General features: G+C 67.4%; 12 protein-coding genes. 3 read left to right on the forward strand and 9 right to left on the reverse strand.

The genetic code is table 11. From position 1 onward, the window contains the following. Positions 1 to 57 precede the first annotated feature (57 nt). Positions 58 to 486 carry a VOC family protein gene (locus tag V7Q39_RS14690; RefSeq protein WP_333817362.1) on the forward strand — a complete coding sequence of 143 codons (429 nt, stop codon included), beginning with the start codon at positions 58 to 60 and terminating at the stop codon, positions 484 to 486. 47 nt (positions 487 to 533) lie between these two features. Here V7Q39_RS14690 and ribD read toward each other — a convergent pair whose 3' ends face one another. Next, entirely contained in the window at positions 534 to 1,601 is a 1,068-nt protein-coding gene (gene ribD / locus V7Q39_RS14695) for a bifunctional diaminohydroxyphosphoribosylaminopyrimidine deaminase/5-amino-6-(5-phosphoribosylamino)uracil reductase RibD (protein WP_333817363.1), read from the reverse strand. 26 nt (positions 1,602 to 1,627) lie between these two features. Further along, on the reverse strand, positions 1,628 to 2,095 hold the full coding sequence (nrdR, locus tag V7Q39_RS14700; protein WP_333817353.1) for a transcriptional regulator NrdR: 468 nt from the start codon (positions 2,093 to 2,095) through the stop codon (positions 1,628 to 1,630). A gap of 222 nt (positions 2,096 to 2,317) precedes the next feature. On the opposite strand from nrdR, the gene yghX reads away from it, so the two are divergent. Both yghX and V7Q39_RS14710 read left to right on the forward strand, forming a co-directional pair. Continuing rightward, complete coding sequence (gene yghX / locus V7Q39_RS14705; protein WP_443082526.1) at positions 2,318 to 3,217, forward strand: YghX family hydrolase; 900 nt, start codon at positions 2,318 to 2,320, stop codon at positions 3,215 to 3,217. 50 nt (positions 3,218 to 3,267) lie between these two features. Continuing rightward, the gene (locus tag V7Q39_RS14710) at positions 3,268 to 4,140 is read left to right on the forward strand and encodes a glycosyltransferase family 2 protein (RefSeq protein WP_333817354.1); all 873 of its coding nucleotides are present in this window, start codon (positions 3,268 to 3,270) and stop codon (positions 4,138 to 4,140) included. On the opposite strand, the gene V7Q39_RS14715 is transcribed toward V7Q39_RS14710, so the two are convergent. The 7 genes from V7Q39_RS14715 to V7Q39_RS14745 form a co-directional block, all read right to left on the reverse strand. Continuing rightward, positions 4,137 to 4,607 (reverse strand): hypothetical protein, encoded by a 471-nt coding sequence (locus tag V7Q39_RS14715; RefSeq protein WP_333817355.1) that lies wholly within the window; start codon positions 4,605 to 4,607, stop codon positions 4,137 to 4,139. The two genes, V7Q39_RS14710 and V7Q39_RS14715, sit on opposite strands and share 4 nt — an antisense overlap. 304 nt (positions 4,608 to 4,911) lie before the next feature. Then, positions 4,912 to 5,298 carry a hypothetical protein gene (locus tag V7Q39_RS14720; protein WP_333817356.1) on the reverse strand — a complete coding sequence of 129 codons (387 nt, stop codon included), beginning with the start codon at positions 5,296 to 5,298 and terminating at the stop codon, positions 4,912 to 4,914. Next, on the reverse strand, positions 5,298 to 7,292 hold the full coding sequence (gene rpoD / locus V7Q39_RS14725) for an RNA polymerase sigma factor RpoD (protein WP_333817357.1): 1,995 nt from the start codon (positions 7,290 to 7,292) through the stop codon (positions 5,298 to 5,300). The genes V7Q39_RS14720 and rpoD overlap by 1 nt, the downstream gene beginning before the upstream one ends. A 93-nt stretch (positions 7,293 to 7,385) precedes the next feature. Continuing rightward, the gene (dnaG, locus tag V7Q39_RS14730) at positions 7,386 to 9,317 is read right to left on the reverse strand and encodes a DNA primase (RefSeq protein ID WP_333817358.1); all 1,932 of its coding nucleotides are present in this window, start codon (positions 9,315 to 9,317) and stop codon (positions 7,386 to 7,388) included. Between the two features lie 46 nt (positions 9,318 to 9,363). Continuing rightward, entirely contained in the window at positions 9,364 to 10,149 is a 786-nt protein-coding gene (locus V7Q39_RS14735) for a heme ABC transporter ATP-binding protein (protein ID WP_333817359.1), read from the reverse strand. Position 10,150: 1 nt separating this feature from the next. Then, positions 10,151 to 11,209, reverse strand: a complete 1,059-nt coding sequence (locus tag V7Q39_RS14740) for a FecCD family ABC transporter permease (protein ID WP_333817360.1) — start codon at positions 11,207 to 11,209, stop codon at positions 10,151 to 10,153. Between the two features lie 4 nt (positions 11,210 to 11,213). Further along, positions 11,214 to 11,737 (reverse strand): heme/hemin ABC transporter substrate-binding protein (locus V7Q39_RS14745; RefSeq protein WP_333817361.1); only part of this gene is annotated, 524 nt, incomplete at its 5' end.

Below are 11,737 nucleotides of genomic sequence, written 5' to 3' on the forward strand. Positions count from 1 at the left end.
GACTATAGCTTGCGGTTGATCTGCGTGATACCGCTAGATGAACGAATGGAGGATGAGATGGGCATCAAGTATCTGCACACGATGGTGCGCGTGAAGGATCTGGAGAAGTCGATGGCCTTCTACCGGCTTCTGGGCCTGAAGGAGGTGCGGCGGTTCGACGATGAGGCGGGGCGCTACACGCTGGTGTTCATGGCGCCTCCGGGGCAGGAGGACTGCCCGGTGGAGTTGACCTACAACTGGGACGGGGACAGCGGGCTGCCGTCGGACAGTCGGCATTTCGGGCATCTGGCCTATGAGGTGGACGACATCTACGCCACCTGCGCGCATCTGCAGGCGAACGGGGTGCTGATCAGCCGCCCGCCGCGGGACGGGCGGATGGCCTTTGTCCGGTCGCCTGACAACGTGTCGGTGGAACTGCTGCAGCGCGGGAAGGCGAAGGACCCGGCCGAGCCCTGGGCGAGCATGGCCTCGACGGGGAGTTGGTGAAGGAGCCTCCGGCGGGGATATTTGGGCAAAGATGAAAGGCCCGGGGGTCAGAGGGACCAGAGGCTGAAGGCGTCGGGGCCGAGGGCTTGGGTTTCCTGTAGGCAGGGGCGTGGCCCGTCGGCGAGGGTAGTGAGCGCAAGGGGGCCGAGGGCCGAGTGGCCTTCGGCTCCGATCAGCAAGCCGCCGGTGAAGAGGGCGAGATCGTCGACGAGGCGGGCCTTGACCAAGGCGGCGGCGAGGGTGCTGCCACCTTCGCTGAGGATACGGGTGAGGCCCTTTGCGGCGAGGGTCTGGAGGGCGGCGGTGAGGTCGAGGTGCCCGGAGGTCTCGGGCACCTCGATCAGGGTGGCGCCGGTCGCGGCCCAGGCGCTGTGGGCGGCGTCCGGCGCATGGGGGCCGTGGAGGAGCCAGACGGGATGTTCGCGGGCGGTGCGGCCGAGGCGGCTGGCGGGGGAGTGTTTCAGCATCCGGTCGAGGAGGATGCGGACGGGCTGGCTTTGCGCGCCCATGTCGCGGACGGTGAGGTCGGGGTCGTCGGCGAGTGCGGTGCCAGAGCCGACCATGACCGCGTCGTGGGAAAGGCGCAGGGCGTGGACCTTGCGGCGGGCTTCCGGGCCGGTGATCCAGCGGCTTTCGCCGGTGGCGGTGGCGGTGCGGCCGTCAAGGCTGGCGGCCAGTTTCAGGGTGACGAAGGGCAGGCCCCGGGTGACGCGCTTCAGGAAGCCGGCGTTGAGACGGGTGGCCTCAGCGGCCCGCACGCCTTCGGTGACGCTGATCCCGGCGGCGCGGAGCAGGGCGTGGCCCTTGCCCGAGACGCGCGGGTCGGGGTCGGTGAGGGCGGTGACGGTGCGGGCGACCTTCACGGCGATCAGCGCCTCGGCGCAGGGCGGGGTGTGGCCGTGATGGGCGCAGGGTTCGAGGGTGACATAGGCGGTGGCGCCCGCGGCCGCCGGCCCGGCCTGTTCCAGGGCGCGGACCTCGGCATGGGGGCGGCCGCCCGGCTGGGTCCAGCCGCGGCCGACGACCCGCCCGTCCTTGACGATGACGCAGCCGACCGCCGGGTTGGGCCAGACATTGCCGAGGCCCCGCGCGGCGAGGCGCAGGGCATGGGCCATGTGGATGGCGTCTTCGGGACGGGGGGTCACTCTTCCCCGGCGGCTCCGGGCCGAAGCTCGCTGACGAAGCCGTCGAAATCGTCCGCCGTCTGGAAGTTCTTGTAGACCGAGGCGAAGCGGACATAGGCCACGGTGTCGATCCGGGCCAGCGACTCCATCACGATCTCGCCGATGGTCTTCGACGGGATGTCGGTGTCGCCCAGGCTCTCCAGCCGCCGGACAATGCCGGAGATCATCTGGTCGATGCGCTCGGGGTCGATCGGGCGCTTCTGCATCGCGATGCGGATCGAGCGTTCCAGCTTGGCGCGGTCGAAATCCTCGCGCTTGCCGGAGGACTTGATCACGACGAGATCGCGCAGCTGGACACGTTCGTAGGTGGTGAAGCGGCCGCCGCAGGCCGGACAGAACCGGCGGCGGCGGATCGAGACGTGATCCTCGGCCGGTCTGGAATCCTTCACCTGCGTGTCGATGTTGCCGCAGAATGGGCAGCGCATCGGCCCCCTCCTTGCTTTGTGGTTGGTCCTGCCTCAAGGCCGGGTGTTTCCCCCGGTTCCTGCCACTGACTATAGGGGCTTGGCTTGCATTTGGGGAAGGAAGAAGTTTCAGCCCCCAGCATGTTGCGGGTCAGAGTGTGGCGGCGGGGACTCACGCCATCGTGTGCGGGCGTCGCCTGCATCCGGTTTACCCTTTGGCCTTCAGCACAGATGGAGGCACCGATGAACCGCCCGATGACACGGATGACGGCGAAGGATTTCGACCAGGACCTGCTGGAACTGTATGACTTCTACGCCCATGGAAAGATCACCAAGCGCGAGTTCCTGGACCGGGCGGGGAAATGGGCGGTGGGCGGCGTCACGGCGGCGATGCTGCTGAACATGCTGTCGCCGAACTATGCGCTGGCCGAGCAGGTGGCCGCGGATGATCCGGAGATCGTCACGGAGCGGGTGACTTACCCTTCGCCCGCGGGGCATGGCACGGTGAACGGCTATCTGGTGCGGCCCGCGGGCGCGGAGGGCAAGCTTCCGGCGGTGCTGGTCGTGCATGAGAACCGGGGCCTGAACCCCTATATCGAGGATGTGGCGCGGCGGCTGGGCAAGGCCGGATTCCTGGCTTTGGCGCCCGACGGCCTGACCTCGGTCGGCGGCTATCCGGGCGATGACGAGAAGGGGCGCGAGCTGCAGGCGACGGTGGACCCCGCAAAGCTGATGAACGATTTCTTTGCCGGGGTGGACTGGCTTCTGGCGCATGAGGGGTCGACCGGGAAAGTGGGTGTGGTCGGGTTCTGTTATGGCGGGGGCGTCGCCAATGCCTGCGCGGTGGCTTATCCGGAGCTTTCGGGCGCGGTGCCGTTCTATGGGCGGCAACCGGCGGCGGCGGATGTGCCGAAGATCAAATGCCCGCTGTTGATCCACTATGCCGAGTTGGACGAGCGGATCAACGCGGGCTGGCCGGAATACGAGGCGGCGCTGAAGGCGGTGGGGGTGCGCTATGAGGCCTTCATCTATCCCGGCGTGAACCATGGGTTCCACAACGACACCACGCCACGCTATGACGCCGCGGCGGCGAAGCTTGCCTGGGGCCGGACGCTGGACTTCTTCAGGGCCAACCTGGCCTGACCCCGGGGGTGGCTTGATCGGGGTTGGCCTGGCCGGTTAGAACCTTGCCCATGGCAGGGGAACGCATTGCGCTGTGCGGGATCGTCCGGAACGAGATCCGGGGGATCGTCGAATGGCTGGCGCATTACAAGGCGCTGGGGTTCCACGATTTCCTGATCTACGACAACGAGAGCAGCGACGGCACGTCAGAGGTGCTGCGGGCGCTGGACGAGGCGGGCGAGCTGGTGCATCTGGGCTGGCCGCATGAGGTGGGCGCAAGGCCGCAGCGGCTGGCCTATGAACATGCGCGCAAGCATTCCGAGGCGGACTGGCTGGCCTTCTTCGATGCAGATGAATTTCTGGTCTTGCCTTGGGATGCCGGGATCGAGGCGTTCCTGTCGCGGTTCGGGGCGGATGTGACGGCGGTGGCGGTCAACTGGGTGGTGTTCGGCAGCGGCGGGCAGCAGGCCTGGCGCGCGATGCCGGTGGTGGAGCGGTTCACCGATGCGCTGCCTGCGGATGCGCGGGAGAGCCGGACGGTCAAGGCTTTGGGCCGGAGGGAGTGGATGTCGGGGACCGGCATCCACCGGGTCGCGGTGCGGGAGGGGCGCTATGTCACGCCCTCGGGCCGGGAGGCGGTGTTCGACGGGCTGACCGCGACGGTGGCGCCCGATGTGACGGTCGCGGCGCTGCACCATTATGCGGTGAAGTCGCTGGAGGAATTCGCCGAGAAGCGCGCGCGGGGCCATGCCAATTCGCAGTTCCCCGAGCGGAAGCGGGCGAAGCTGGAGGCGCGCTTCGCCGAATTCGACGCGGGGGGTGTGCGGAACCCCTGGCTGGCCGAGCGGTCGGGCCCGATGCGGGCCGAGGCGCTGCGGCTGCGCGACATCCTGCGGGCCGCGGGGCTGGACTATCCGGTCTGGCCCTTTGTCGAGGCCAACTAGTTGCAGCTGTCCCAGGCCTGGGTTTCGTGGATCCAGCACTGGCCGATCCCGGCCTTGAGGTCGCTGATCGCGTCGAGGCTGCGGGCGACGCTGCCCTTGTCGCAGGTCAGGGTGGCAAGCGTCTTGTCGCCCTGAATCACGTTGACGCCGCCTTCCAGCACGGCGTTTTCGTCCAGCCGGTCGAAGGAGGACCAGACCTCGTAGGTGGTGCTGTCGTTGAGGAAGGCGACGCTGTCCCAGATCGAGCGGCTGAAGCCGGGCCAAGGGGTGTAGCGGGCGGTTTCCAGCGGCTCGGCGATGGTCAGTTCGGGTTTGCCAATAGGCCCGAAGCTGTAGATCAGGGCGCCTTTCCAATAGCAGATCTCAAGGGTCTTCTTGCCGATCCGGCAGGAAAACGCCTCGTCGCCCTGGCAGGCGGCATGGGCCGGGCTTGCGGCGATAAGGGCGAGGAAAAGAGCTGCGCGCATGGAGGTCTCCGTTTGAGATGGAGTGTGGGGCGGAGAGGGGAGGGGGCGCAAGGTGGGGAAAGGCGGACGGGGGCCAAGGTCGAGGTGGCGCTGGCCGAGGTGATCCCGTTCCATCTGGAAGGGTTGACGGTGATAAGGGACCCAGTGCCGGGGCTATGAGTCATGCTTAAGGAAATGGGCCTGCAAGTACACGCCTCACGCCTGCTGTGCGTCACAGCAGAGAAGGTGCAGGGGGCGGAGAGTGGGGTGGAGTTGGTGCAACCCTCCTTGTGAGAGGGTAGGCTGCAGCCCACGCTAGGGCTCGCTATTCCAAATTGAGCGAACGAACAGACTTCCAATCGAACATTCTGACCCGCTCTTGCTCCGCCGGGATATCGGCTTTGGTTAGACCAGTGCTTGCATAGAAGCCATCAGTAAACGAGCCCTCGGATGGCATCGGTCTGCCTTGGTCAAGGCTGTCTTTCGAGACCACGAGGACCGAGACATTCGGTAGCGAATGTTCGGCACAGAGAGCGGCAGCTTCGTTCAGATAGCTGCTTAGGCCCTGACCATTTACCTTGGACATGCCCAAGCGTAGAGCCAGCTGCGAATAAGTCAGCGCCTGTTCGCCGGAAAGAACCGCCTTTGCAACGAGCTTAATCGTTGCAAAAGCTCGTTGCTTCGTCAGCGGAGACACGCGGCGTTTGTCCATCACTGGTCCAGGAAACTCCGCAGTTTCCTGCTCCTCGACGGATGCTTCAGCTTCCGCAGCGCCTTGGCCTCGATCTGGCGGATCCGTTCGCGGGTGACGCTGAACTGCTGGCCGACCTCTTCCAGCGTGTGGTCGGTGTTCATGCCGATGCCGAAGCGCATCCGCAGGACGCGTTCCTCGCGGGGCGTGAGAGAGGCCAGAACCCGCGTCGTGGTTTCCTTCAGGTTCTCCTGAATAGCGCTGTCCAGCGGCAGGATCGCGTTCTTGTCCTCGATGAAGTCGCCGAGCTGGCTGTCTTCCTCGTCGCCTATGGGGGTCTCCAGGGAGATCGGTTCCTTGGCGATCTTCATCACCTTGCGGACCTTCTCCAGCGGCATCTGGAGTTTCTCGGCCAATTCTTCCGGCGTCGGTTCGCGGCCGATTTCATGCAGCATCTGGCGGCCGGTGCGGACCAGTTTGTTGATCGTCTCGATCATGTGGACCGGGATGCGGATCGTGCGGGCCTGGTCGGCAATCGAGCGGGTGATCGCCTGACGGATCCACCAGGTTGCGTAGGTGGAGAACTTGTAGCCCCGGCGGTATTCGAATTTGTCCACGGCCTTCATCAGGCCGATGTTGCCTTCCTGAATGAGATCAAGGAATTGCAGGCCGCGGTTGGTGTATTTCTTGGCAATCGAGATCACCAGGCGCAGGTTGGCCTCGACCATTTCCTTCTTGGCCTGACGGGCCTCTTTCTCGCCCTTCTGGACCTGGTTCACGATCCGGCGGAATTCGCTGATGTCGACGCCGACATACTGGCCGACCTGGGCCATCTCGGCGCGCAGCTCCTCCACCTTGTCGCGCGAGCGTTCGATCAGCGCCTGCCAGCCGCGCCCGGCCTTTTGCGCCATGCGGTCGAGCCAGGTCGGGTCAAGTTCGTAGCCTTGGTATTCGTGGATGAATTCCTGCCGGTTGATCCGGGCGGCGTCGGCCAGCTTCACCATGCCGGAGTTGATCGACATGATACGCTTGTTGATGCCGTAGAGCTGGTCGATCAGCGCCTCGATCCGCGAGTTGTTGAGGTGCAGCTCGTTGACCAGCAGCACGATCTCCGAGCGCAGCTTCTGGTAGGCGGCCTCGTCGGCGGTGGAGAAGCGTTGGGACGACGACAGTGTCGCGTTCATCCGGCTTTCCTGCATGTCGGCCAGACTGTCGTAGTCGCGGGCGATGAGGTCGAGCGTTTCCAGTACGCGCGGCTTCAGCGCGGCTTCCATCGCGGCGAGCGACATGTTCGAGGCTTCGTCATCCTCGTCCTCGTCACTCTCGGCCATGATCGGGTTGCCGTCGGCGTCGAGTTCGGGCTCGGCGACGCTGGGTCCGCGCGGGGCGGCGCCGACGCCGACCTCGTCGAGGGCGGGGCCGTCAAGCTCGCCCTCTTCGCCGTCGAGGCTGCGGCCGAAGGTGGCCTCCAGGTCGATCACGTCGCGGAGGAGGATTTCCTCGGAGAGAAGTTCGTCGCGCCAGATGATGATGGCCTGGAAGGTCAGGGGCGATTCACAGAGCCCCGCGATCATCGTGTTGCGCCCGGCCTCGATCCGCTTGGCGATCGCGATCTCGCCCTCGCGCGACAGAAGCTCGACGCTGCCCATCTCACGCAGATACATCCGGACCGGGTCGTCCGTGCGGTCGAGCGTTTCGGTGGTGGTGCCCGCGACCGCGATCTCGCGGCTGGTCGAGGTTTCGACCAACTCGCCCGCAACTGGGGGCTCGCCTTCCTCGACCTCTTCGTCCTCGATGATGTTGATGCCCATCTCGGAGAGCATCGACATCACGTCCTCGATCTGTTCGGACGAGACCTGTTCCGGCGGCAGGACGGTGTTCAGCTGGTCATAGGTGATGTAGCCGCGCTCGCGGGCATCGGCGATCATCTTCTTGACCGCGGCCTGGCTCATGTCGAGCGAGACGTCGGCGTCTTCGGTTTCCGGCTTGGCGTCGTCGGTGTCCTTGAGGGCCATGGGGTCTCCGTAAGGCGAATCGGGCGGAATGCGAATCAGAGGCGGGGGCTGGTTCGACTCAATAGCGCGAATCAGGGCGGGGGAAAGGGCGAATCAGCGGTTCTTCTTGACCCAGACCTGATCGTCGATCAGGCGTTGCAATTGTCTTGACAGCGCGGCCCGGTCTTCGCCGAGGTCGGAACTGTCGTTCTGGCCGCTTTTTTCCGAGCGGTGGCGGGCTTCGGCGGCCTGGGACAGGCGCCAGGTCAGGCCCTCGTCGGGCAGGCCATCCATATCCTCCATAGCGTCCTCGATTTCGCGGCTCGCGCCCCGGCGGGCTTCCAGTTTGGCAAGCTCTTCGGCCAGGCACAGGGCGGCGAGATCGTCGTCCTGAAGGTTGCGGACCGGGGGGGCTATGGCGACATGGGGGCGCGACAGCACGGCGTCAAGGGCTGCGGGGGCGGACTGGGCGATGCGGGCGTGAAGGTCGGGCATCTCGGCGCCGGCCAGGATCATCTGGCGGAGCGTGTCGTGGTCGTCGCCGGTAAGGTCCAGCCGTTCCAGCGCGGTCTCGAAGCGGTGGATCAGCGCGGGGTGCAGGATGAGGGTGGCGAGGATGACGGCCTCGCGCAGGGTTTCCTCGACGGGGCCCTGGGCTTGCGCGAGGAGCGAGGAGCGGGTGGTGGCCAGCGCGCCGCCGGGCGGGGCGAACTTGCCGCGGCCGGGGCGGAAGGGACCGGGCTGGAAGGGACGGATCTGGGCTGTGCCGAAGAGGTCGAGCCTGAGCCGCTTCATCTCGTCGGCGTAGTGGTTGCGGATCGACTGGTCGGCGATCCGGGCAAGGTGGGCGCGGAGCGTCTTGTCCAGCGCGGCGCGGCGTTCGGGGCTGTCGAACACGCGGCCCTCGGTTTCCCTTTGCCACAGCAGTTGCACCATCGGTCTTGCGCTGTCGAGCACGGCCTGCATGGCGGGGGCGCCTTGCGCCTTGATCAGGTCGTCGGGGTCCATGCCGCCGGGCAGGATGGCAAAGCGGAGCGCCTTGCCGGCTTCGAGGAGCGGCAGGGCGAGGTCGATGACGCGCTGCGCGGCGCGCAGGCCCGCGGTGTCGCCGTCGAGCGCGATGACGGGTTCGTCGGCGATGCGCCAGATCAGGCGCAGCTGGTCTTCGGTGACGGCGGTGCCGAGGGGGGCGACGGCGGCCTTGAACCCGGCTTCGGAGAGCGCGATCACGTCCATGTAGCCTTCGGCGACGATGAGCGTCTGGCCCTTGCCCGCCGCTTCCCGTGCGGGGGCATGGTTGAAGAGGTTGCGGCCCTTGTCGAACAGCTCGGTCTCGGGGCCGTTCAGGTATTTCGCGCGGGCGTTGGGGTCGAGGCTGCGACCGCCGAGGGAGATCACCCGGCCGCGCGCGTCGCGGATCGGGAAGATGATGCGGGCGTGGAAGCGGTCGTAGAGGCGGCCGCTGTCGGATTTGGCGACCACGCCGGAGGCGGTCATCAGGTCGGAGTTGATGCCCTTGGCTTGCAGGTGCTCGACCACGGCCTGTGCGTTGTCGGGGGACCAGCCGATGTCCCAGCGGTCCCAGGCGGCCTCGTTCAACCGGCGCTTCTGGGAAAGATAGCTGCGGGCGGCGGAGCCGGCATTGGTCTTGAGTTGCAGGCGATAGAATCTGACCGCCTCGTCCATCACCTGCGCGAGCAGCGTCCGGCGGTCGGCGCGTTCGGCGGCCTTGGGGTCGCGGGCGGGCATGGTCATCCCGGCCTCGCGGGCCAGGACCTCGACCGCTTCCATGAAGCCGAGGTTTTCTGCTTCTTTCACGAAGGTGACGGCATCGCCCTTCGCGTGGCAGCCGAAGCAGTAGTAATAGCCCTTGCGGTCATCGACGTGGAAGCTGGCCGACTTCTCCTGGTGGAAGGGGCAGGGGGCCCAGAAATCACCCTTGGCGAGGTTTGACTTGCGCATGTCCCAGGTGACTTTCCGCCCGACGATGGCGGACAGCGTGACGCGGGTGCGAAGCTCGTCGAGGAATCCGTTGGGCAGGGACATGGGGAAGATATGCCCCCGGGGGGCGGGCGAGTCGAGAGGCGGCGGGTCAGTCGGCGACCGGTGCACAGTTCTGCGGCAGGAGCCAGGGGCCTGCGGGCGGGGCGCCGTTGAGGGAGATCCGGCAGCCGTAGGCCCGTTCGAGGAGCGGCTCCTGCATCACCTGTTCGGGCGTGCCGATGGCGGCAAGCTGGCCATCGACCAAAAAAGCCATGCGGTCGGCGAACATCGCGGAGAGATTCAAGTCGTGCATGATCGCCACCACGCCGCCGCCCGCGTCGGCGAAGCTGCGGGCGAGTTGCATCACCTTCAGCTGGTGCCCGAGATCGAGGCTGGCGACGGGTTCGTCCAGCATCAGCCAGCGCGGACCTTGCGGGCCGACCGGTTCCCACACCTGGGCAAGGGCGCGGGCGAGGTGGCCGCGTTGGCGTTCGCCGCCGGAGAGGGTGCGGAAATCGTCGCCTTCGCGGCCCTGAAGGCCGACGGCGGCAAGGGCGAGGCGGTCGACCTCGGGGCGGGTGGCGAAATCACCGGCCTCGCGGCCCATGGCGACGACCTCGGCCAGGGTGAAGGAAAAGGCGACGTCGGTGTCCTGCGGCAATACCGCGCGCTGCGGGGCGAGGGCTTCCGGGCGGCTCTTGCCCACCTCGTGGCCGTTCAGGCGGATAGTGCCCTGGGCGGGGACCTCTTCCAGAACGGCCTTCAGCAACGTGCTCTTGCCTGCACCATTGGCGCCGCAGATCGCCAGAAGCTCGCCCGGGCGGGTGCTGAGGGTCACGTCCTGCAGCACGGGACGCCGCCCGAGGCGGACGGAGAGATTGCGGATCTCCAGCATCCTAGCGCCCGCGCAACAGGCTGTTGTGCAGAAGCATCCACAGGAAGACCGGCGCGCCGAAGAGCGCGGTCAGGATGCCGATGGGCAGTTCGGCGGGGGCGACGATGGTGCGCGAGACGAGGTCGGCCAGCACCAGAAGCCCCGCGCCGAGAAGGGCGGCATGGGGCACGAGGCGGCGGTGGTCCGGCCCCTGCGCCTGGCGGAGGAGATGGGGGACGACGAGGCCGATGAAGCCGATGCCGCCCGAGACGGCAACGGCGGCCCCGGTCCCGGCCGCGGCGGCAAGGATCGCGAACCGCTTCAGACGCTGCACGTCGACACCCATGTGGGCGGCCTGCGCCTCGCCCAGGGCCAGCGCGTTCAGCCCCCGCGCGAGGCGGGGGGCGACGAGAAGGGCGAAGCCCATCAGCGGCAAAGCGGCGGCAAGCTTGGTCCAGGTGGCCCCGGCCAGCGAGCCCATGCCCCAGAAGGTCAGGTCGCGCAGCTGGCGGTCGTCGGCGACATAGGTCAGCACCCCGGTCGCGGCCCCGGTCAGGGCGGAGAGGGCGATCCCGGCAAGAAGCATCATCGCGACATCGGTGCGGCGGCCGTTGGTGGCGATGCGGTAGAGGAGGAGAGTGGTGATCCAGCCGCCCAGGCCCGCGGCGACCGAGACCAGCGAGGGGCCGAAGGTGCTGGCGATCCCGAACGGCAGGAGGCCGCCCAGCACGATGGAGAGGACCGCGCCGAGACCCGCGCCCGCGCTGACGCCGACGATGCCGGGATCGGCCAGCGGGTTGCGGAAGAGGCCCTGCAGCAGGACCCCGCAGACCGCCAGCGTGCCGCCAACCGCCAGTCCGAGGGCGAGGCGGGGCAGGCGGATATCGTAGAGCACGACCTTGTCGCGGGCGGACAGGCCCTCGCCGAAGAGCGCGCCGAGCAGGTCGCCCAGCCCGAGACCCGCGGCGCCGCTGGTCAGCGACAGGAGCGAGGCGGCGAGGACGAAGACGGTGAGCACAAGGCTGACCGTCGCCCGGCTGGGGCGGCGGTCGGCGGCAAGGGGGCCGGTCAGCGAGAGCATCCGCCTAGCCTTCGCTGCCATAGAGCGCGGCGTGGAGCGCGTCGGCAGCCTCGGGCGTGCGGGGGCCGAAGCCCAGCAGCAGCATCCCGTCCATGCGGATGATGGTCGAGGTCTGGGCTGCCGGGGTCTGCGACAGCGCAGGCTGCGACAGGATGTCGGCATTGGCGATGGAGAGATCGCCCTCGCGGTCCATCATCAGGATCGCGTCGGGTTTGGCGGCAAGGACAGCCTCGTCGGTCATCGGCTTGTAGCCCTGGAACCCCGCGGCGGCATTGACGCCTCCGGCGAGGCGGATGATGCCTTCGGCCTCGGTCCCCTCGCCCCCGGCCATCACACTGCCACCCTGGAGCGAGAGGATGAAGAGGACGCGCTTCGGCTCCTTGACGGCTGCTGCGCGGGCCTCGGTGGCGTCGAGCTTGGCTTCCACCTCGGCGGTGAGCTTGGCGCCTTCGGCGGGCAGGTCCAGCGCGACAGCGACGGCCTCGATCTTGGCGGCGATGCCGGCGGGATCGGTCGCCTCGGGGACGA

Origin of the sequence: Tabrizicola sp. (assembly GCF_036781545.1) — a bacterium.
Classification (GTDB): Bacteria; Pseudomonadota; Alphaproteobacteria; order Rhodobacterales; family Rhodobacteraceae; genus Tabrizicola.